The organism is Methyloversatilis sp. XJ19-49 (assembly GCF_024580145.1).
GTDB lineage: Bacteria > Pseudomonadota > Gammaproteobacteria > Burkholderiales > Rhodocyclaceae > Methyloversatilis.
On record NZ_JANINI010000012.1, the window covers coordinates 84765 to 103906 of the forward strand.

At 61.8% G+C, this 19142-nt stretch carries 19 protein-coding genes; 8 read left to right on the forward strand and 11 right to left on the reverse strand.

The genetic code is table 11. The features are described from left to right. Window positions 1–12: 12 nt before the first annotated feature. The gene (gene hda / locus NMQ16_RS14770; protein WP_257081610.1) at window positions 13–702 is read right to left on the reverse strand and encodes a DnaA regulatory inactivator Hda; all 690 of its coding nucleotides are present in this window, start codon (window positions 700–702) and stop codon (window positions 13–15) included. Then, window positions 702–1787 carry an AI-2E family transporter gene (locus tag NMQ16_RS14775; RefSeq protein ID WP_257081611.1) on the reverse strand — a complete coding sequence of 362 codons (1086 nt, stop codon included), beginning with the start codon at window positions 1785–1787 and terminating at the stop codon, window positions 702–704. The genes hda and NMQ16_RS14775 overlap by 1 nt, the downstream gene beginning before the upstream one ends. A 173-nt stretch (window positions 1788–1960) precedes the next feature. Between NMQ16_RS14775 and purM the strand changes: the two genes are divergently transcribed. Continuing rightward, on the forward strand, window positions 1961–3016 hold the full coding sequence (gene purM / locus NMQ16_RS14780) for a phosphoribosylformylglycinamidine cyclo-ligase (RefSeq protein WP_257081612.1): 1056 nt from the start codon (window positions 1961–1963) through the stop codon (window positions 3014–3016). Window positions 3017–3155: 139 nt separating this feature from the next. Here purM and rpmG read toward each other — a convergent pair whose 3' ends face one another. The 3 genes from rpmG to radC all read right to left on the reverse strand — a co-directional run bounded on the left by rpmG (window position 3156) and on the right by radC (window position 4353). Next, window positions 3156–3323 carry a 50S ribosomal protein L33 gene (gene rpmG / locus NMQ16_RS14785; protein ID WP_069037771.1) on the reverse strand — a complete coding sequence of 56 codons (168 nt, stop codon included), beginning with the start codon at window positions 3321–3323 and terminating at the stop codon, window positions 3156–3158. Window positions 3324–3373: 50 nt separating this feature from the next. Then, entirely contained in the window at window positions 3374–3610 is a 237-nt protein-coding gene (rpmB, locus tag NMQ16_RS14790; protein WP_069037770.1) for a 50S ribosomal protein L28, read from the reverse strand. 65 nt (window positions 3611–3675) lie between these two features. Continuing rightward, on the reverse strand, window positions 3676–4353 hold the full coding sequence (gene radC, locus NMQ16_RS14795; protein ID WP_257081613.1) for a DNA repair protein RadC: 678 nt from the start codon (window positions 4351–4353) through the stop codon (window positions 3676–3678). 45 nt (window positions 4354–4398) lie between these two features. On the opposite strand from radC, the gene coaBC reads away from it, so the two are divergent. The 3 genes from coaBC (at window position 4399) to NMQ16_RS14810 (ending at window position 6625) form a co-directional block, all read left to right on the forward strand. Further along, window positions 4399–5601 carry a bifunctional phosphopantothenoylcysteine decarboxylase/phosphopantothenate--cysteine ligase CoaBC gene (gene coaBC / locus NMQ16_RS14800; protein ID WP_257081614.1) on the forward strand — a complete coding sequence of 401 codons (1203 nt, stop codon included), beginning with the start codon at window positions 4399–4401 and terminating at the stop codon, window positions 5599–5601. Window positions 5602–5608: 7 nt separating this feature from the next. Beyond that, on the forward strand, window positions 5609–6058 hold the full coding sequence (gene dut / locus NMQ16_RS14805) for a dUTP diphosphatase (RefSeq protein ID WP_257081616.1): 450 nt from the start codon (window positions 5609–5611) through the stop codon (window positions 6056–6058). Window positions 6059–6241: 183 nt separating this feature from the next. Beyond that, a complete protein-coding gene (locus NMQ16_RS14810) occupies window positions 6242–6625 on the forward strand; it encodes a cytochrome c (protein WP_257081617.1) in 384 nt (127 codons plus the stop codon). Window positions 6626–6760: 135 nt separating this feature from the next. On the opposite strand, the gene aceB is transcribed toward NMQ16_RS14810, so the two are convergent. Further along, window positions 6761–8386 carry a malate synthase A gene (gene aceB / locus NMQ16_RS14815; protein WP_257081618.1) on the reverse strand — a complete coding sequence of 542 codons (1626 nt, stop codon included), beginning with the start codon at window positions 8384–8386 and terminating at the stop codon, window positions 6761–6763. A 300-nt stretch (window positions 8387–8686) separates the two neighbouring features. On the opposite strand from aceB, the gene NMQ16_RS14820 reads away from it, so the two are divergent. Continuing rightward, window positions 8687–9637 (forward strand): LysR family transcriptional regulator, encoded by a 951-nt coding sequence (locus NMQ16_RS14820; protein WP_257081619.1) that lies wholly within the window; start codon window positions 8687–8689, stop codon window positions 9635–9637. 86 nt (window positions 9638–9723) lie between these two features. Here the strand turns inward: NMQ16_RS14820 and aceA are convergent, their stop codons facing one another. From aceA to clpS, 4 genes are all read right to left on the reverse strand, one after another. Beyond that, window positions 9724–11022 carry an isocitrate lyase gene (gene aceA / locus NMQ16_RS14825; protein WP_257081620.1) on the reverse strand — a complete coding sequence of 433 codons (1299 nt, stop codon included), beginning with the start codon at window positions 11020–11022 and terminating at the stop codon, window positions 9724–9726. Window positions 11023–11431: 409 nt separating this feature from the next. After that, window positions 11432–11911: a ribonuclease E activity regulator RraA gene (rraA, locus tag NMQ16_RS14830; RefSeq protein ID WP_257081621.1), complete on the reverse strand. Its 480-nt coding sequence runs from the start codon at window positions 11909–11911 to the stop codon at window positions 11432–11434. Window positions 11912–12026: 115 nt separating this feature from the next. Beyond that, the gene (gene clpA / locus NMQ16_RS14835) at window positions 12027–14297 is read right to left on the reverse strand and encodes an ATP-dependent Clp protease ATP-binding subunit ClpA (RefSeq protein WP_257081622.1); all 2271 of its coding nucleotides are present in this window, start codon (window positions 14295–14297) and stop codon (window positions 12027–12029) included. 1 nt (window position 14298) lies between these two features. Further along, complete coding sequence (gene clpS / locus NMQ16_RS14840; RefSeq protein WP_069037761.1) at window positions 14299–14607, reverse strand: ATP-dependent Clp protease adapter ClpS; 309 nt, start codon at window positions 14605–14607, stop codon at window positions 14299–14301. A gap of 385 nt (window positions 14608–14992) precedes the next feature. Here clpS and NMQ16_RS14845 point away from each other — a divergent pair, with 385 nt between their 5' ends. After that, the gene (locus tag NMQ16_RS14845) at window positions 14993–15196 is read left to right on the forward strand and encodes a cold-shock protein (protein WP_069037760.1); all 204 of its coding nucleotides are present in this window, start codon (window positions 14993–14995) and stop codon (window positions 15194–15196) included. 107 nt (window positions 15197–15303) lie between these two features. Here the strand turns inward: NMQ16_RS14845 and icd are convergent, their stop codons facing one another. Then, complete coding sequence (gene icd, locus NMQ16_RS14850) at window positions 15304–16548, reverse strand: NADP-dependent isocitrate dehydrogenase (RefSeq protein WP_257081623.1); 1245 nt, start codon at window positions 16546–16548, stop codon at window positions 15304–15306. Window positions 16549–16746: 198 nt separating this feature from the next. On the opposite strand from icd, the gene aceK reads away from it, so the two are divergent. Both aceK and NMQ16_RS14860 read left to right on the forward strand, forming a co-directional pair. Further along, window positions 16747–18525: a bifunctional isocitrate dehydrogenase kinase/phosphatase gene (gene aceK / locus NMQ16_RS14855; RefSeq protein WP_257081624.1), complete on the forward strand. Its 1779-nt coding sequence runs from the start codon at window positions 16747–16749 to the stop codon at window positions 18523–18525. Continuing rightward, on the forward strand, window positions 18522–19115 hold the full coding sequence (locus NMQ16_RS14860; RefSeq protein ID WP_257081625.1) for a pseudouridine synthase: 594 nt from the start codon (window positions 18522–18524) through the stop codon (window positions 19113–19115). The genes aceK and NMQ16_RS14860 overlap by 4 nt, the downstream gene beginning before the upstream one ends. Window positions 19116–19142: the final 27 nt, after the last annotated feature.

Genomic DNA, 19142 nt, shown 5'->3' on the forward strand with positions numbered 1-19142 from the left:
GGTAGGTCCGGTTCAGAGAAGTCGGGTCTGCATGATTTCGCGCAGCAGCGGCAAAGTCACCGGCCGCTGGCGGGTCAGCGAATGTTCGTCCAGCAGGTCGAGTATGCCCAGCAGCGAGCGAATGTCGCGTCGGCCGTGGCGCATCAGGTAGTCGAATACGTCGACATCGACTTTCATGCCGCGTGCCGCGGCATGCGCCTGCAGCAGTTCGAGGCGTTCCTCATCCTGCAGCGGCTGGATGCGGAAGGCCAGCATTTGGCCGATTCGGGTGCGCAGGTCTTCGCGCAGCGGCAAATCGCGCGGCGCGCTGTCTGCTGAGGCCACCACGGTGATGCCGCGCGCTGCGGCCAGATTGATCGCCCGGAACAGCGCGCCCTGGGCCAGAGGCTCCAGCAGCCGGATGTCGTCGAACAGCCACACGCCGGCGCGGGTGGCCTGCAGTGCCGCAATAAGCGTGTCGGCTGCGGTGTTGTTCACCTGGTCGGCATCGAGGTACAGACCGCGCGCCGAGGCTTCGGCGGCCAGCGCGCGCAGCAGGTGGGTGCGGCCGCTGCCGGTTTCGCCCCACAGATAGATCGACGGCCCCGGCTCGCCGGCGGCCGTGCCACGCAGCCGGGCCAGCAGTTCGCGATTGGCCCCCGCGACGAAGTTGTTCAGGCTGGGCGCGGCGATCGGGCGGATGTCGAGCAGAAGCTGGCGCATCACTCGATGATTTTCGGCGATTCGCCCTGGTAGAGCTGGCTGGCCAGGTAGTGCCGGCGTACCTCGCGCAGTCCGACCAGCAGCGCAGCCGATGCCGGCAGCGCCACCAGTACGCCGACGAAGCCGAACAACTGGCCGAAGGCCATCAGCGCGAAGATGACGGCCAGCGGATGCAGGCCGATGCGTTCGCCGACCAGCCAGGGCGTCAGCAGGAAGCTTTCCAGCACCTGGCCGACGCCATAGACGATGGCTACGCCGATCACCGGTGGCCAGCCCTGGAACTGCAATGCGGCGACCATCAGCGACAGCAGCAGCCCGGTCGAGAAGCCGACGTATGGAATGAAGCCGAGCAGGCCCGACAGCAAGCCGAGCGGCAGCGCGTAGTCGACGCCGGCCAGCCACAGACCGATGCAGTAAAAGGCGGCCAGCGCGGCCATCACCGACAACTGGCCGCGCAGGAATTCGGCCAGCACGACATCGATTTCGTCGGCCATCCGCAACGTGCGCTCCAGCCACGGGCGAGGGATGAAGCTGCTGACGCGCTCGCGCAGGCTGTACCAGTCGCGCATCAGGTAGAACATGACGACCGGTGTCAGCAGCACGTTGGCGAGTACGCCGACGATGACTGCGCCCTGGCTGGTGACGTATTCGAGCGCCACCATCGCGAAATCCTGTGCGCTCGTCCAGTTCTTCGTGATGAAACTGCGCAGGCTTTTCACATCGAGCTGAAGCGTAATGCCGAGATGCTCCTTCACCCACGGCACCAGCTGGTCATGCGCGGCCGTCAGGTAGGTGGGCAGACGTTCCAACAGCATGCGCACTTCCTGCTGGATGACCGGTATCAGGATGAGGATGAGGCCGATCACCAGACCGATCACCAACAGGATGACCAGCACCACGGCCAGCGTGCGCGGCACGCCGCGCCGGCACAGCCGCTCGACCAGCGGTTCGAAGATGTAGGCCAGCACGAGGCCCAGCATGAATGGCGACAGTACCGGGCCGAGCAGCCACAGCAGCGCGACGATGGACAGGCCCACGCCGGCCCACAGCAGGGTTTGTTTGCGGTCGATGCCAGGAGAGGTCATGAGGTGGTGCGGTCAGGGGTAGAATGCGCACCCTTGAAGAGCGTGCGCCGACGCAGAACGAACGCTGTCGAAAAAACTTTCGATTCGCGACGAAATCGGCCATGAGTGTAGCAAGTTTCGCTTTACGTCCCGTCCCGTCCTCATCTTTTCCGGCGCTGTGCGCCCCGCATGTCATGACAGCTTCCAAGGATTCCCGCCCCCCTCTGAGCTACGCCGCCGCCGGTGTGGATATCGACGCAGGTGATGCGCTGGTTGAACGCATCAAGCCGCTGGCCCGACGCACGATGCGACCCGAAGTACTGGGCGGCATCGGCGGCTTCGGTGCGCTGTTCGAAGTGTCGAAGAGCTACAAGGAACCGGTGCTGGTGTCCGGCACCGATGGCGTCGGTACCAAGCTCAGGCTTGCGTTCCAGCTCGACGGTCACGACACGGTGGGCCAGGACCTGGTGGCGATGAGCGTGAACGACATCCTGGTGCAGGGCGCCGAACCGGTGTTCTTCCTCGACTATTTCGCCTGCGGCAAGCTTGATGTCGATACCGCGGCGCGCGTCGTCGGCGGCATCGCACGCGGCTGCGAACTGGCGGGCTGCGCACTGATCGGTGGCGAAACCGCCGAAATGCCGGGCATGTACCCGGCCGGCGAATACGATCTGGCAGGTTTCGCGGTCGGCATCGCCGAAAAGTCGGCGCTGATCACCGGCGAAACCATTGGCGAGGGCGACGTGGTGCTCGGGTTGGCGTCCAGCGGCGCGCATTCGAATGGTTATTCGCTGCTGCGCAAGATTCTCGAGCGCGATGCACCGGATCTGGACGCCGACTTCCACGGGCGCAGCCTGCGCGATACCGTGCTCGAACCGACGCGCATCTATGTGAAGCCGCTGCTGGCGCTGATGAAGGAGGCGCCCGGCCTGGTGAAGGGCATGGCCCACATCACCGGTGGCGGCCTGCTCGACAATGTGCCGCGCGTGCTGCCGGCCGGGCTGTCGGCGCACATCGACGCGTCGTCCTGGACGCTGCCGCCGCTGTTCGCCTGGTTGCGCGAGGCCGGCAACGTGGCCGAACAGGAAATGTATCGCGTGTTCAACTGCGGCATCGGCATGGTGGTCATCGTGGCCGCGGCCGACGCCGACCGTGCCGCGGCATCGCTGTCCGGCGCCGGTGAAACCGTGTATCGCATCGGCCACATCGCGCGCTGCGGCGACGGTCAAGCGCAGACAGTTGTGAGCTGATTTCGACTGTCGGCGGCTTCGGCCTTCGGTGTCCGAATGTCCGTCAGCACACGACACACAATAAAAAACCCGCTTGAAGCGGGTTTTTTATTGTGTTCGGACTGGCGCTGGCTGCAATGGCCTCGCGCCGACCCAAGCCTTACTTCAGCTTTGTTTCCTTGTAGATCACGTGCTTGCGCGCCTTCGGATCGAACTTCATGATTTCCATCTTCTCCGGCTTGGTGCGCTTGTTCTTCGTGGTCGTGTAGAAATGACCGGTGCCGGCAGTGGATTCCAGCTTGATCTTGTCGCGTCCGCCCTTGGCCATGACGTATTCCCTTCGTGTCGAGTCCGGCGCGGCCGGAACTGAATGCGTGGTTAGATTTTCTCGCCGCGTGCGCGGATTTCGGCGAGTACGGTTTCGATGCCCTTCTTGTCTATCGTCCTGAGACCTTTCGTGCTTACACGCAGGCTGACGAAACGACCTTCGGACTCCAGCCAGAAACGGCGTTGCTGGAGATTGGGCAGGAAGCGGCGCTTGGTTCTGTTGTTGGCATGGGAAACGTGGTTACCCACCATCGGCGACTTCCCGGTAACTTGGCAAACGCGGGACATGTTCTGGCTCCAGAAGCGGAAAAGCTCGCGATTATAGCGGACTGTTCAATTCCTGCTCAAGTATTTCACAGCATCCCGCGTTCCGCGAACGAGCAGGTTGCGCCGCCGCCGATGATCACATGGTCCAGCACACGCACGTCTACGAGCGCCAGCGCCTGTTTGAGCGATTGCGTCAGAAAGTCATCGGCACGGGATGGTTCGGCAACGCCGGACGGATGATTGTGAGCAAGGATGACGCCGGCTGCGTTGTGCGCCAGTGCCAGTTTGACCACTTCGCGTGGATACACGCTGGTTTGCGTCAGCGTGCCGCGGAACAGTTCGACGGCCTGCACCAGACGGTTCTGTGCATCGAGCAGCAGAACCATGAACACTTCGTGGCCAAGCCCACCGAGGCGCAGCTTCAGCCAGTTGCGCACGGCATCAGGCGAATTCAGCGCGTCGCGCGCCTTCATCTGTTCGGACAGCGCGCGGCGCGCCAGTTCGAGTGTGGCCTTGAATTGCACCGACTTCGCCGGGCCAATGCCCTTGACGCGGCACAGCTCTTCGAGTGGTGCGGCGCTCAGCGCGAGCACGCTGTTGTCGAAGTGATCGAGCAGATCGCGCGCCAGATCGACCGCCGACTTGCCGGCCACGCCGACGCGCAGGAAGATGGCCAGCAGTTCGGCCGGCGACAGTGATTCCGCGCCGTGTGCCAGCAGGCGCTCGCGCGGACGCTGGTCCTCGCTCCAGTCCTTGATCGCCATCGCGTTACAATCCTGAGTTCAACCGGATCAGGATACTACATCGTCATGAAACCCGTCTCCGAACTGTCCGGGCGTACCGTGGTGCTCGGCGTCAGCGGTGGTGTGGCGGCCTACAAGTCGGCCGAGCTGGCGCGGCTGCTTGTAAAGGCCGGTGCGGACGTGCGTGTCGTGATGACCGAGTCCGCCCAGCATTTCGTCGGACCTGCCACCTTCCAGGCCATCACCGGCCAGGCCGTATGGTCCGATCCGTGGGACGCGCGCATGCCCAACGGCATGGCGCACATCGATCTGACGCGCGACGCGCAGCTCATCTTGATTGCGCCTGCGACGGCCGACTGCATCGCACGACTGGCGCAGGGCAGGGCGGACGATCTGCTGAGCACCTTGTGTCTCGCCCGTGACGAAGGCTGTGCGCTGATGGTTGCACCCGCAATGAACCGTCAGATGTGGGAACACCCGGCGACCCGCCGCAATGTTGCAACGCTGGTGGACGACGGTACATATATGGAGGGCCCGGCGGCCGGCGAACAGGCCTGTGGCGAAGTCGGTGCCGGGCGCATGGTCGAGCCGGCCGATCTGCTGGAGGCCGTGCTGTCGCATTTCACGCCAAAGTCACTCGCCGGCAGGCAGGTGCTGATCACCGCGGGACCGACGTCCGAGGCGATCGATCCGGTGCGTGTCATCACCAACCTGAGTTCCGGGCGCATGGGTTATGCGCTGGCGCAGGCGGCCGTGCGGGCGGGGGCCCGTGTCACGCTGGTCAGTGGCCCGACGGCGCTCGCCTTGCCCCGTGGCGTTCGTCGCATCGATGTCGCGAGTGCCCGTGACATGCGCGACGCGGTGATGAACAACCTGTCCGGCACGGACGTTTTCGTTTCGGTGGCTGCGGTGGCCGATTACCGGCCGGCCAGCCCGAGCGGGCGCAAGATCAAGAAGTCGGCCGATTCGATGTCACTGGAACTGGTGCGCAATCCCGACATCCTCGCCGAGGTGGCGGCGCGCGCAGATGCGCCGTTCTGCGTCGGCTTCGCCGCGGAGAGCCACGAACTCGACAGCTACGCGCAGGACAAGCGGCGCAGCAAGCGGTTGCCGCTCGTCGTCGGCAATCTGGTGTCGGACGGCCTCGGCAGTGAAGACAATCTGGTTGTCCTGTATGACGACGAAGGCCGCCATCCGCTGGAACGCGCGTCCAAAGCGGCGGTGGCGCGCGCCATCCTCGAACACATTTCCCGACTGCTGAAGGGCTGAAACCGCAATGTCCGTGCTCGACTACAAGATCCTTGACCCACGCCTGAACGACGTTCTGCCGGCTTATGCGACGCCTGGCTCGGCCGGCCTCGACCTGCGTGCCTGCATCGAGGCGACGACCACCGTCCATCCGGGTGACACGCTGCTCGTGCCGAGCGGCATCGCCATTCATCTGGCCGATCCCGGCCTGGCGGCGATCGTGCTGCCGCGTTCCGGTCTGGGTCACAAGCACGGCATCGTGCTGGGCAATCTGGTCGGGCTGATCGATTCGGACTACCAGGGGCAGATTTTCGTGTCGCTGTGGAACCGGGGTGGCACGCCGTTTGTCCTTCAACCGATGGAACGCATTGCACAGCTTGTAGTTGTACCGGTCGTGCAGGTCGAGCTGCGCCGCGTCGAGACGTTTGACGCGTCGTTGCGCGGTGAAGGCGGCTTCGGTTCGACCGGAAGCCTTTGATTACTTGAAAGTTTGTGCCATCCCTTTTTTTCACGGGAGTCACACGATAGTATTATGAGTTAGATGGGTTAAAGCCATAAGCAGATACTTATCCCTTGTTTATCGCAGGTCATGTAATCCTTTTGACCCGAACATTCGTTTTCCCCAACTGCACCATCACATATTATTCGAGGAGAGTTGATCGTGATTCGCAAACATCTGGTAGGTATCGTGCTCGCTGCAATGGCGACTACAGCCATGGCGCAGGACGCTGCCCCCTATACCGTTGCCGAAGGCAACAAGGTGGACGCCAAGACGATGACCGGCTGGCGTACCTGGCGTGCCGCGGCGTGTGAGCGCTGTCACGGTGCCAACCAGGAAGGCATGGTCGGTCCGTCGCTGATCGAAGGACTGAAGAAGTACACGAAGGCGGAATTCATCGGCATCGTGGTCGATGGATCGCACGCCGATCGCGGCATGCCCCCGCATCCCTTCCTGAAGGGCGAGAAGGCCGACGGCCTGTATGCCTATCTCAAGGGCCGTTCCGACGGCAAGATCGCTCCGGGCAAGGTTTTCCCGATGGAGTAAGTGCGTATAGACGCACTGCAGGAATGTCAAAGGCCCGGTTTCCGGGCCTTTTTGTTTCCGCTCCCGGTGTCTGGAGCTGAAAAGAAAAACGGCACCCTTGTGGGGTGCCGTCAGTGATGCTGCGGTGGGTAAGGCTCACTCCATGCGTTCGTAAGCCGGCAGCGTCAGAAAGTCGGCCAGTTCCGTGGCCACGCACATGTCGCCGAACAGGTTGGCGGCGCGCATGTAGGTGTCCTTGTAGCCGGCGCCAAGCAGCGCCTTGATCTTGTCCAGTTCCTGCGGGATCAGCGCGCGCACCATGTCTGCCGTGACCTTGCGGCCGTCGTCCAGGATGCCCTTGGGGCTGCGGATCCAGGACCACACTTGTGCCCGGCTGATTTCGGCCGTCGCGGCATCTTCCATCAGGCCGTGGATGGGCACACATCCGTTGCCGTCCATCCAGGCGCCTAGATAGTGGATGCCGACGTTGATGTTGGTACGCAGGCCGGCTTCCGTGATCGGGCCTTCGGGACGGAAGTCGAGCAGGTCCGCTGCACCGTAATTGACATCCGGCAACTGCTTGTCGAACTGGTTCGGCCGGTCGCCCAGCACGGCAACGAATTCCGCCAGCGCCGGTGCGACGAGACCCGGGTGGGCCACCCAGCCGCCGTCGTAACCGTCGGTCACGTCGCGATGCTTGTCGGCGCAGATGCCGGCAAGTGCCTTTTCGTTGGCTTCCGGATCCTTCTTGTTCGGAATCAGCGCGCTCATGCCGCCGATCGCCGGTGCGCCGCGCTTGTGGCAGGTCTTGATCAGCGACAACGCATACGCACGCATGAACGGCACGGTCATCAGGATCTTGCTGCGGTCAGCCAGACAGAAATCACGGTTGTTGCGCATCGCCTTGATGCAGGAAAAGATGTAATCCCAGCGTCCGGCATTCAGGCCCGCACTGTGATCGCGCAGTTCGTACAGGATTTCGTCCATTTCGAACGCGGCATGCAACGTTTCGATCAGCACCGTGGCCTTGATCGTGCCACGCGGAATGCCGAGTGCGTCCTGGGCGGCGACGAACACGTCGTTCCACAGCCGCGCTTCGCGATGGCTCTGCAGCTTCGGAAGATAGAAGAACGGGCCGGCGCCACGCGCGATCAATTCCTTCGCGTTGTGGAAGAAGTAGAGCGTGAAATCGAACAGGCCGCCGGACACGCGCTGACCATCGATCAGCACATGCTTCTCGTCGAGATGCCAGCCGCGCGGACGCACCTGGAGCACGGCCACTTCATCGTTCAGCGCATAGGTCTTGCCGTCCTTCTCGACGCTGATGGTGCGGCGGATCGCGTCACGCAGGTTGATCTGGCCGGTGATCTGGTTGTCCCACGACGGCGAATTCGAATCTTCGAAATCGCTCATGTAGCTGTCGGCGCCGGCATTCAGCGCGTTGATCACCATCTTGCGTTCGGTCGGCCCGGTGATTTCGATGCGCCGGCGCTGAAGCGCCGGGGGCAGCGGTGCGATCTTCCAGTTGCCTTCGCGGATGTGCAGCGTGTCGGGCAGGAAGTCCATCGGCGTGCCGGCGTCAAGTTCGGCCGCGCGCTTGACACGGGCGGCGAGCGCTTCACGACGACGGGGCTCGAACTGACGGTGGAGCTCGGCGAGCAGCGCAAGGGCTTCATGCGTCAGGATGGTGCGGTACTCGGCACTGACCGGCGCGGTGATGATCACGCCTTCCGGCAGTTCCGCTGTGCGGTCGAGCTTCTGGGTCGATTCAGCAATAGTCATAAGCGTGCGCTCCGATGGCAGTTCGCGAGCCGGTGTGACGTGAGCGGAAGTGCTACGTGCTCCGGACCAGAGGTGGCCGTCCCTCACATCCAGCCGATCAGCGGTGGTGCCGTCGCCGGAAGGATGTGCCGCAGAAGTCGGGTTGCGCCATCTGCAGACGGGAGGACCGAGGTCTAACGTCCGATGCATCAGACCGGCTTGTGCCCGGCGTGAATTGCTGCATCTGCACAAATACTAGACTTTCCTTATGTAATAGTTAAGCTCCGCTTAAGTACATTTATCTTTTACTAAAAGTACAAAATGGACCGCTTCAAAGAGATCGAATCCTTCGTTTCGGTTGCCGCGCAGGGCAGCCTGTCGGCAGTAGCCAAGCTCGAAGGGGTGCAGCCAGCGGTGATCGGGAGACGCATTGACTCGCTGGAAGAGCGGCTGGGCGTGAAATTGATGCTGCGCACGACCCGCAAGCTCACACTGACCCATGAAGGCACGGCCTACCTTGAAGACTGCCAGCGCATCCTGAACGAGATGGCCAGCGCCGACGCGGCTGTGGGTGCCGGCGGGGCGCGCGCCACGGGTCTGCTGCGCGTCAGCGCACCTGCCGGCTTCGGTCGCCGTCATGTTGCGCCGCTGGTGAAGCGCTTCATGGGCCTCAATCCGGAGGTCAAGATTTCGCTGGATCTGACCGATCGCATGGTCGATCTGGTGAACGAGAACGTGGACTGCGCAGTCCGGATAGGCAGCCTTCCGGATTCCAGCATGATCAGTATCAAATTGGGCGAGACGCGTCGCGTCGTCGTCGCGAGCCCGGAATACCTTCAGCGCTTCGGCAAGCCGGGTCATCCCTACGACCTTCTGCAGCACCGTTGTCTGGGACTCGGACCGAACCGCGCGCAGTCGCGCGGCTGGAATTTCATGGCGCATGGCGAGCCGCTGACCTTGCGCATCACGCATCTGGTCGAATGCAATGATGGCGCCGTGCTGCGCGACTGGGCGGTCAGCGGACTCGGGCTGGCCTGGCGTTCTTACTGGGAGGTGCGTGAGGACCTGGCTTCGGGCGCGCTGATGGAAGTGCTGCACGACTTCGCCGCGCCGCCGATGGGCATCTTTGCGCTGTTTCCACAGCGCCGCCACCTGCCGCTGCGAGTCCGGCTGTTCGTGGATCTGCTGAAACTGACGTATGGAGACCTGGCTTACTGGGAGTCCGGCGGCACCCACATGCCGGAATTGCCTCAGTCGGGTGACGATGAGTAGTCGCGGGCAAACTTTGGCGAACGCATGAAAAAAGCCGCCGGATCTGCACCCGGCGGCTTTTTGTTTCCGCTTGCGCGGGGCCGAACTCAGTGGAACTGTTCTTCTTCGGTCGAACCGGTCAGCGCGGTCACCGACGAAGCACCACCCTGAATCGTGGTGGTCACGTCGTCGAAGTAGCCGGTACCGACTTCCTGCTGGTGCGACACGAAGGTGTAGCCGCGGTCGCGCGCAGCGAATTCCGGCTCCTGCACCTTCTCGACGTAGGCCGACATGCCGCGGGCGACGTAGTCCTGCGCCAGATCGAACATGTGGTACCACATGTTGTGGATGCCGGCGAGCGTGATGAACTGGTACTTGTAGCCCATGGCGCCCAGTTCGCGCTGGAACTTGGCGATGGTCGCATCGTCCAGGTTCTTCTTCCAGTTGAACGACGGCGAGCAGTTGTAGGCCAGCAGCTTGCCCGGGAACTTGGCGTGGATCGCATCAGCGAAAGCCTTGGCAAATGCCAGGTCCGGCGTGCCGGTTTCGCACCAGATCAGGTCCGCATACGGTGCGTAGGCGAGGCCGCGCGAGATGGCCTGGTCCAGACCCTTGTTGGTCTTGTAGAAGCCTTCGGCCGTGCGCTCGCCGGTGACGAAGGGCTTGTCATTGGCGTCGCAATCGCTGGTCAGCAGGTCAGCGGCTTCCGCATCGGTACGGGCCAGGATCAGCGTCGGCACGCCGTAGACGTCGGCAGCCAGACGGGCAGCGATCAGCTTCTGCACGGCTTCCTGCGTCGGCACGAGCACCTTGCCGCCCATGTGACCACACTTCTTCACGGACGCCAGCTGGTCTTCGAAATGCACGCCACCGGCGCCGGCGCGGATCATCGCCTTCATCAGTTCGTGGGCGTTGAGCACGCCACCGAAACCGGCTTCCGCGTCCGCCACGATCGGGGCGAAGTAGTCGATGTAGCCCTTGTCGCCTTCGTAGATGCCCTTGGCGTGCTGGATTTCGTCGGCGCGCTTGAAGCTGTTGTTGATGCGGCTCACGACCGTCGGCACCGAATCAACCGGGTACAGCGACTGGTCGGGGTACATCGCTTCGTACGAGTTGTTGTCAGCGGCAACTTGCCATCCCGACAGGTAGATCGCCTTCACGCCGGCCTTAACCTGCTGCATGGCCTGACCGCCGGTCAGTGCGCCGAGGCAGTTGATGAACGGCTCGTTGTTGACCAGATCCCACAGCTTTTCGGCGCCGCGGCGGGCCAGCGAATACTCGACCGGGAACGAACCGCGCAGGCGATAAACGTCGGCTGCGGTGTAGCCGCGCTTGATGCCCTTCCAGCGGGGGTTCTCGTCCCAGTCCTTCTGAATCTTGGCGATTTCCTGATCTTTCGTGCTCATTGCTCATCCTCGGAGAAAAAACAAAAAACGGTCGCTCAGCTATTGCGCGCTGCGCGGCCTGCATCTGAATCTGAAGCGGCTTGACGCCCCTGTCCGGTTGCGATGTCCGGACATCCTTTCGGCCATCGAGTGCTGATGCGGGCCGAACCACGAAATCCGCGTTGGCATGAAGTCATGGGTGGTGACATGCAGGCCGGGCGTCCGGAAACCGACTGACAGCAGCGTCAGGCGACGATCGTGACAGACGAAGTATAAAGACCCTTGGGCAAAGCAACAAGAGGTCTTCTATAAGATATAAGAAATATCTAATTGTTTAAAAACAATGGCTTGATGTTTGTTCGATCCACAAGGTGTGAAATAAATCCGGAAAATGCACAGATTTTGGTGCGCTGCGATACCCGGATTTACTTCAGATCAGTGCGCGCTTGCTCACTATGACGCCGTCGCCATCCGCATACAGATAATGTCCGGGAACGAAGTCGATGCCGCCGAAGCTGATCGTGATGTCGCTCTGGCCTTCATTGCGTTTGACCGTTTTGAGCGGATGGGTGCCGAGCGCCATCACCCCGATGTTCATCTGCGAAATGGCGGCCGAGTCGCGGATGCAGCCATAGACGACGATACCTGCCCAGCCGTTTTTCACTGCCAGCGCGGCAATCTGGTCGCCGACCAGCGCCCGGCGCATCGATCCGCCGCCATCGACTACCAGCACCTTGCCGTTGCCAGGCGTCTCGAGTGCCTTGCGCACCAACCCGTTGTCTTCGAACAGCTTCAAGGTGCTGATCGGACCGCCGAAGGCGCAGTGCCCGCCGAAACTGCGGAACATGGGCGCGCAGACCTGCAGTTCGGCTTCGAATTGGTCGCACAGATCTGCTGTTTGTATCGTCATGATGTGTCCTTTCCCAATGGAAACACGGTAGAAGTCGGGGCAAGAAAAACGGGGTGAAAGCGCCGGGGCAAAAAAAGAGGCGGCCCGTGGGCCGCCTCTGCTGTCATTGCCGGCATCACGCCGGTGCGACAGCTTCCTCTTCGTCGAAAACCAGCTTCACCTTCTTGTCGGCATCGATGTCGATGGTCACCTTGCCGCCATTGGTCAGGCGACCAAACAGCAACTCGTCGGCCAGTGCCGAGCGGATCGTGTCCTGGATAAGACGCGACATCGGGCGCGCACCCATCAGCGGATCGAATCCGGACTCGGCGAGCCAGGCGCGCAGCGTGTCCGAGAAAACCACCTCGACCTTCTTCTCCTGCAACTGCCCTTCCAGTTGCATCAGGAACTTGTCGACCACGCGAAGGATGATCTCGCGATCGAGCGGCTTGAAGGAAATGATGGCATCGAGACGGTTGCGGAACTCCGGCGTGAACAGCCGCTTGATGTCGACCATCTCGTCGCCCGGCTTGCGGTCGTCGGTGAAGCCGATCACCGATTTCTGCAATGTTTCCTGGCCGGCGTTGGTCGTCATGATGATGACCACATTGCGGAAGTCGGCCTGACGCCCGTTGTTGTCGGTCAGGGTGCCGTGGTCCATCACCTGCAGCAGGATGTTGTAGATGTCCGGGTGTGCCTTCTCGATCTCGTCGAGCAGCAGCACGCAATGCGGCTTTTTCGTGACGGCTTCGGTCAGCAGGCCGCCCTGGTCAAAGCCGACATAGCCCGGCGGTGCGCCGATCAGCCGGCTGACTGCGTGGCGTTCCATGTATTCGGACATGTCGAAACGGACCAGTTCGATGCCCATGCAGTAGGCAAGCTGACGGGCGACTTCCGTCTTGCCGACGCCGGTCGGGCCGCTGAACAGGAAACTGCCAATCGGCTTCTGCGGATTGCCCAGACCGGATCTCGACATCTTGATCGCAGTTGCCAGCGCGTCGATGGCCTTGTCCTGACCGAACACCACGTTCCTCAGATCGCGGTCGAGGTTGCGCAGCGCAGAGCGATCATCGTTGGACACGTGTTGCGAAGGAACACGCGCGATCTTCGCGACGATCTCTTCGATCTCGGTCTTGCCGATCACCTTCTTCTGCTTCGACTTGGGCAACACGCGCTGGGCTGCACCGGCTTCATCGATCACGTCGATCGCCTTGTCGGGCAGGTGACGGTCATTGATGTAGCGCGCCGAAAGTTCCGCCGCCGAGGACAATGCGGTCGACGAGTACTTGACGCCGTGATGCTGTTCGAAGCGTGATTTCAGGCCCTTCAGGATCGACACGGTTTCCTGGACGCTCGGTTCATTGACGTCGATCTTCTGGAACCGGCGTGACAGTGCGTGATCCTTCTCGAACACGCCGCGATATTCGGTATAGGTCGTCGCACCGATGCACTTCAGCTGGCCGGAGGACAGCGCCGGCTTCAACAGGTTGGACGCGTCTAGCGTGCCGCCGGATGCAGCACCTGCGCCGATCAGCGTGTGGATTTCGTCGATGAAAAGAATCGCGTTCGCGTTGTCGAGCAGTTGTTTCAGCACCGACTTCAGACGCTGCTCGAAGTCGCCGCGATACTTCGTGCCGGCGAGCAGCGCACCCATGTCGAGCGCGTAGATCGTCGCATCGGCAAGGATGTCGGGCACTCGACCTTCGATGATGCGGCGCGCGAGACCTTCGGCAATGGCGGTCTTGCCAACGCCGGCTTCGCCCACCAGCAGCGGGTTGTTCTTGCGACGGCGGCACAGCGTCTGGATGACGCGTTCGAGTTCGTCATCGCGACCGATCAGCGGATCGATCTTGCCCATAAGCGCCTGCGCGTTCAGGTTCTGCGTAAAGCTGTCGAGCGCGCCACCTGCCTGGCTGCCTTCCGGCTCCTGCTCGGACTGCTCGGCCTCGGGCTTGCTCGCTGCCGCGGGTTGCGCCGACTTGGTGATGCCGTGCGAAATGAAATTGACGATATCCAGTCGCGTCACGCCCTGGCGCTGCAGGAAATACACCGCATGCGAATCCTTTTCGCCGAAGATCGCGACCAGCACATTTGCGCCGGTGACTTCCTTCTTGCCCGACGACTGGACGTGCAGGATGGCGCGCTGGATCACGCGCTGGAATCCGAGCGTCGGCTGTGTGTCGATCTCTTCGCTGCCATCGACCACGGGCGTGTGCTCGTTGATGAAGGCGGACAACTCCTTGCGCAAGTCGTCGATGTTGACGGCGCAGGCACGCAGTACTTCGGCGGCTGAAGGATTGTCGAGCAGCGCGAGCAGCAGGTGCTCGACCGTGATGAATTCATGGCGCTTCTGCCGGGCTTCGACGAATGCCATGTGAAGACTGACTTCCAACTCCTGCGCGATCATTTCAATTTTCCTCCATGACACACGCCAGCGGATGTTGATGCTGGCGGGCAAAGGTACACACCTGTTCGACCTTGGACGCTGCTACGTCCCTGGGGTAAATGCCGCAAACTCCGGCGCCCTCCGTATGTACCTTGAGCATCACGCGGGTAGCCTGTTCCCTGCTCATGGCAAAAAACCTCTGGAGCACTCCAACCACGAAGTCCATCGGGGTGTAATCGTCATTCAACACCATGACCTTGAAGAGAGGTGGGGGCTCAGCCCTGTTCTTTTCAAGCTCAAGAAGTGTTTCTTCCTGCTTGCGTGTAACCATGGCCTCATTCTAATCACAATCAACCGCTCTGCAACACGGGAATTCTACGGCTTTCAGGGGTCTTTTCCGGAGCGTCGACATGCCCCCTTATCCGCCCGGCTGGTACTCATTCCGGACGGAACCCGAGCGACACCTCCGTCGCGAACCGGGCCCGGTTGGTGGCTTGATGATGTGCCGTACTGCACAACGAAAACGGCTTGACCGTTCAGGACATCTGGGCTAAAAGCCGATTTGTACTTGGTTCAAGCTCTTGCGTGATCGGATTCTCAGTCCGTTGCGGAGTTCCCGCAGGGTCGGTAGTTCCCGGAGTCAGAGCATCAGAACTTGAAGTGCACACACAAAACGGGGATTTCGGGTCATTCGAGCAGCTGAGAGGAAGACAACAATGGCAACTGGCACTGTGAAGTGGTTCAACGATTCCAAAGGTTACGGCTTCATCACTCCTGACGACGGCAGCGAGGATCTGTTCGCGCATTTCTCCGCGATCCAGATGGGAGGCTTCAAGACGCTCAAGGAAGGTCAGAAGGTAAGTTTCGAAGTGACGCAAGGCCCGAAGGGCAAACAGGCGGCGAACATTCAGGCGGCCTGATCGCGATACACGCGGTACAAAACAAAAAACCCGGTCCAGGACCGGGTTTTTTGTTTTTCACTGCCGTGCGCCAGATACTTCGCTTCGGACGCACGGGATGTGCCGGACTACATGCGCGCGATCATTGCGCGACCGAATTCCGAGCACGACACTTCATTCGCACCGTCCATCAGACGGGCAAAGTCGTAGGTCACCTGCCGATCGCCGATCGCTCGTTCCATCGACGCGATGATCAGGTCGGCCGCTTCGATCCAACCCATGTGGCGCAGCATCATTTCGGCCGACAGGATCAGCGAACCCGGATTCACCTTGTCCAGCCCGGCGTACTTCGGCGCGGTGCCATGCGTGGCTTCGAATACCGCGTACTGATCGGAAATGTTGGCGCCCGGTGCAATGCCGATGCCGCCGACCTGTGCGGCCAGCGCGTCGGAGATGTAGTCGCCATTCAGATTCAGCGTGGCGATCACGTCGTAATCAGCCGGGCGCAGCAGGATCTGCTGCAGGAAGGCGTCGGCGATCGCATCCTTGACGATGATGTCGCGTCCGGTCTTCGGGTTCTTGAACTTGCACCACGGGCCGCCATCGATCGGCTCGGCACCGAATTCGTTCTGCGCCAGCCCGTAGCCGAAGTCGCGGAAGCCGCCTTCCGTGAACTTCATGATGTTGCCCTTGTGCACGAAGGTGACCGACTTGCGATCGTTGTCCACCGCGTACTGCAGCGCCTTGCGGATCAGACGTTCCGAGCCTTCGCGCGACACCGGCTTGATGCCGATCGCCGATGTTTCGGGGAAGCGGATCTTCTTGACACCCATTTCATCGCGCAGGAACTTGATCACCTTGCGTGCGCCGTCCGACTCGGCCTGCCACTCGATGCCGGCGTAGATGTCTTCCGTGTTCTCGCGGAAGATCACCATGTTGATCTGCTCCGGGTGCTTGACCGGGCTGGGTACGCCCTGGAAATAGCACACGGGGCGCAGGCATACATACAGATCAAGCTCCTGACGCAGCGCGACGTTCAGCGAGCGGATACCACCGCCGACCGGCGTCGTCATCGGGCCCTTGATCGACACCACGTATTCCTTCAGCGCTGCCAGCGTATCTTCGGGCAGCCATACGTCCGGGCCGTACATCCGGGTGGCCTTCTCGCCTGCATACACCTCCATCCAGGTGATCTTGCGCTTGCCGCCGTAGGCCTTGGCCACCGCTGCATCGACGACGTCCTTCATGACCGGCGTGATGTCCACGCCGATGCCGTCGCCTTCGATGAACGGGATGATGGGGTTGTCCGGGACAGGTTGTCCTGCGACGATCTTTGTCCCCTCGGCGGGAATCTTGATGTGAGTTGTACTCATGCCATCCAGCTCCTTGGTGTGTTGTCTGGTTATAGTCCCTGCGGCGGGGTTGCCGCCAGCAGGCCAGCGCGATTATCCCCCAATCGCGATTTGATGCGACACCTGCTGCACCCGCGAAGCGCGATTGCGCGGCACCGATGCCCGTCAGGCGATCTCCCGCAATAGAATCCCGATCTCCACAGACAGGGCGGACAGCACATGAATCTTCCGGCAGGCCAGAACCGGGTCGCCCATGCCATCGCGCAGGCGCTGATCGACGGCTTCGACAAGCACTATCGCCTTTTCCGCATGGTCAGCGGCAATGCCAAGGAACGTTTCGAGCAGGCGGACTGGCAGGGCCAGCACCGCTGCATCCGCGAGCGCATCCAGTATTACGACGACCGTGTGCGCGAGTGCGTCGATCGGCTGCACAACGAGTTTCATGCCGATTCGCTGGACGACAACACCTGGCAGCAGGCCAAGCTGCTGTACATCGGTCTGCTCGTGAATCATCAGCAGCCGGAACTGGCGGAAACCTTCTTCAATTCGGTCACGACAAAGATCCTGCACCGGCAGTATTTCCACAACGACTTCATCTTCGTCCGGCCGGCCATTTCGACCGAGCTGATCGAAAGTTCGCCGCCGACCTGGCGCAGTTACTACCCGAACCAGTCAGGGCTGCGGGTGGCGATGAAAACCATCTTCAGCGATTTCGGCTGGAAGCGGCCCTACACCGACCTCGACCGGGATGTCGACTACGTGATGCGTGCCGTGCAGGCGCACCTGGGCGGCGAGTGGCCGCAACGGGAAGCGAACTTCCAGCTGCAGGTGCTCAGTTCGGCGTTCTACCGCAACAAGGCGGCCTATGTGATCGGCAAGGCGATCAACGGCCACCAGGAATACCCCTTCATGGTGTCGGTGCTGCATGACCGCAAGGGCGGGCTGTTTCTCGACGCCATCCTGCTCGAACCCTGGCGGGTCAGCGTGATGTTCTCGCTGTCGCGCGCCTACTTCATGGCCGACATGCAGGTGCCGTCGGCCAACGTGCATTTCCTGCGCGCCCTGATGCCGAAGAAGCCGCGCTCGGAGATCTATACGATGCTCGGGCTGGGCAAGCAGGGGAAGACCATGTTCTTCCGCGACCTGATCAATCATTTGCGCCACTCGAACGACAATTTCGTCGAGGCACCCGGCATCCGCGGACTGGTCATGCTGGTGTTCATGCTTCCGTCCTACCCTTATGTCTTCAAGATCATCAAGGACAAGTTCGGCAGCTCGAAGGACACCGACCGGGCAACGGTGAAGCGCAAGTTCCTGATGGTGAAGCAGGTCGACCGCGTCGGCCGCATGGCTGACACCATCGAGTTTTCCGACATCGCGCTGCCGGCGCACCGCTTCACGCCCGAGTTGCTGGAGCAGCTCGAAGAGCTGGCGCCGTCGATGATCGAACGCGACGGCGACACGCTGGTGATCCGCCACTGCTATATCGAGCGGCGCATGATCCCGCTGAACATCTACCTCGAAACCGCCAGCGAGGAACAGATCGATCACGCGGTGTACGAGTACGGCAATGCGATCCGCGAACTGGCGGTCGCCAACATCTTCCCGGGCGACCTGCTGTGGAAGAACTTCGGCGTCACCCGTTACGGCCGGGTCGTGTTCTACGACTACGACGAGATCGAATTCCTGACCGACTGCAATTTCCGCCGCATACCGCCGGCGCCCAGTTTCGAGCATGAAATGTCGGGCGAGGTCTGGTATTCGGTGGCGCGCAACGACATCTTTCCGGAAGAGTTCGCCACCTTCCTGCTGTCGACGCCCAAGGTGCGGGCCGCTTTCCTGAAGTATCACCGCGACCTGCTGGACGTTAAGTTCTGGCAGGAAACGCAGCAGCGCATCCGCGAAGGTCACATACAGGACTTCTTTCCGTATCCGGAGCAGCTGCGTTTTTCGCGCCGTTTCGGACATGCCGATGCGCCGTCCGGCGTGCCTGCGTGAGCCGTCTCCTGCTGCTGAACAAGCCGTTCGGCGTGATCTGCCAGTTTTCCGCCGACGGTCTGCACCCGACGCTGGCGGACTGGGTCGACGTACCCGGGGTCTATCCGGCCGGTCGCCTGGACACCGACAGCGAAGGGCTGCTGCTGCTGACGGACGACGGCGCGCTGCAGCATCGCATCACCGATCCTAAGCACAAGATGGTCAAGCGCTACCGGGTGCAGGTCGAACGGGTGCCGGACGAAGCTGCGCTGGATCGTCTGCGTGCCGGTGTGACGCTGAAGGACGGTCCGACACGCCCGTGCGCCGTGCGCCGCATCGACGAACCGGCCGGTCTGTGGCCGCGCGATCCGCCGGTGCGCCACCGCGTCGCGGTACCCACCTGCTGGCTCGAACTCGACATCAGCGAGGGGCGCAACCGCCAGGTCCGCCGGATGACGGCAGCGATCGGCCATCCGACGCTGCGTCTGATCCGTATCGCCATCGGCCCGTGGCAACTTGGTGGCCTGCAACCGGGTCAATGGCATGAAACGGAGGCCGCCAGCTTTGTGCCATCCGCCCTGCGCAGCCCCGTCCGATCTAGCGCAGACTGACGTCGATCAATACGTACCGCTTCGTTT

Bases quoted from the DNA above. Each gene is read 5' to 3' on its own strand.
- hda (WP_257081610.1), bottom strand. From the start codon at position 702: ATGCGCCAGCTTCTGCTCGACATCCGCCCGATCGCCGCGCCCAGCCTG.
- NMQ16_RS14775 (WP_257081611.1), bottom strand. From the start codon at position 1,787: ATGACCTCTCCTGGCATCGACCGCAAACAAACCCTGCTGTGGGCCGGC.
- purM (WP_257081612.1), top strand. From the start codon at position 1,961: ATGACAGCTTCCAAGGATTCCCGCCCCCCTCTGAGCTACGCCGCCGCC.
- rpmG (WP_069037771.1), bottom strand. From the start codon at position 3,323: ATGGCCAAGGGCGGACGCGACAAGATCAAGCTGGAATCCACTGCCGGC.
- rpmB (WP_069037770.1), bottom strand. From the start codon at position 3,610: ATGTCCCGCGTTTGCCAAGTTACCGGGAAGTCGCCGATGGTGGGTAAC.
- radC (WP_257081613.1), bottom strand. From the start codon at position 4,353: ATGGCGATCAAGGACTGGAGCGAGGACCAGCGTCCGCGCGAGCGCCTG.
- coaBC (WP_257081614.1), top strand. From the start codon at position 4,399: ATGAAACCCGTCTCCGAACTGTCCGGGCGTACCGTGGTGCTCGGCGTC.
- dut (WP_257081616.1), top strand. From the start codon at position 5,609: ATGTCCGTGCTCGACTACAAGATCCTTGACCCACGCCTGAACGACGTT.
- aceB (WP_257081618.1), bottom strand. From the start codon at position 8,386: ATGACTATTGCTGAATCGACCCAGAAGCTCGACCGCACAGCGGAACTG.
- NMQ16_RS14820 (WP_257081619.1), top strand. From the start codon at position 8,687: ATGGACCGCTTCAAAGAGATCGAATCCTTCGTTTCGGTTGCCGCGCAG.
- aceA (WP_257081620.1), bottom strand. From the start codon at position 11,022: ATGAGCACGAAAGATCAGGAAATCGCCAAGATTCAGAAGGACTGGGAC.
- rraA (WP_257081621.1), bottom strand. From the start codon at position 11,911: ATGACGATACAAACAGCAGATCTGTGCGACCAATTCGAAGCCGAACTG.
- clpA (WP_257081622.1), bottom strand. From the start codon at position 14,297: ATGATCGCGCAGGAGTTGGAAGTCAGTCTTCACATGGCATTCGTCGAA.
- clpS (WP_069037761.1), bottom strand. From the start codon at position 14,607: ATGGTTACACGCAAGCAGGAAGAAACACTTCTTGAGCTTGAAAAGAAC.
- NMQ16_RS14845 (WP_069037760.1), top strand. From the start codon at position 14,993: ATGGCAACTGGCACTGTGAAGTGGTTCAACGATTCCAAAGGTTACGGC.
- icd (WP_257081623.1), bottom strand. From the start codon at position 16,548: ATGAGTACAACTCACATCAAGATTCCCGCCGAGGGGACAAAGATCGTC.
- aceK (WP_257081624.1), top strand. From the start codon at position 16,747: ATGAATCTTCCGGCAGGCCAGAACCGGGTCGCCCATGCCATCGCGCAG.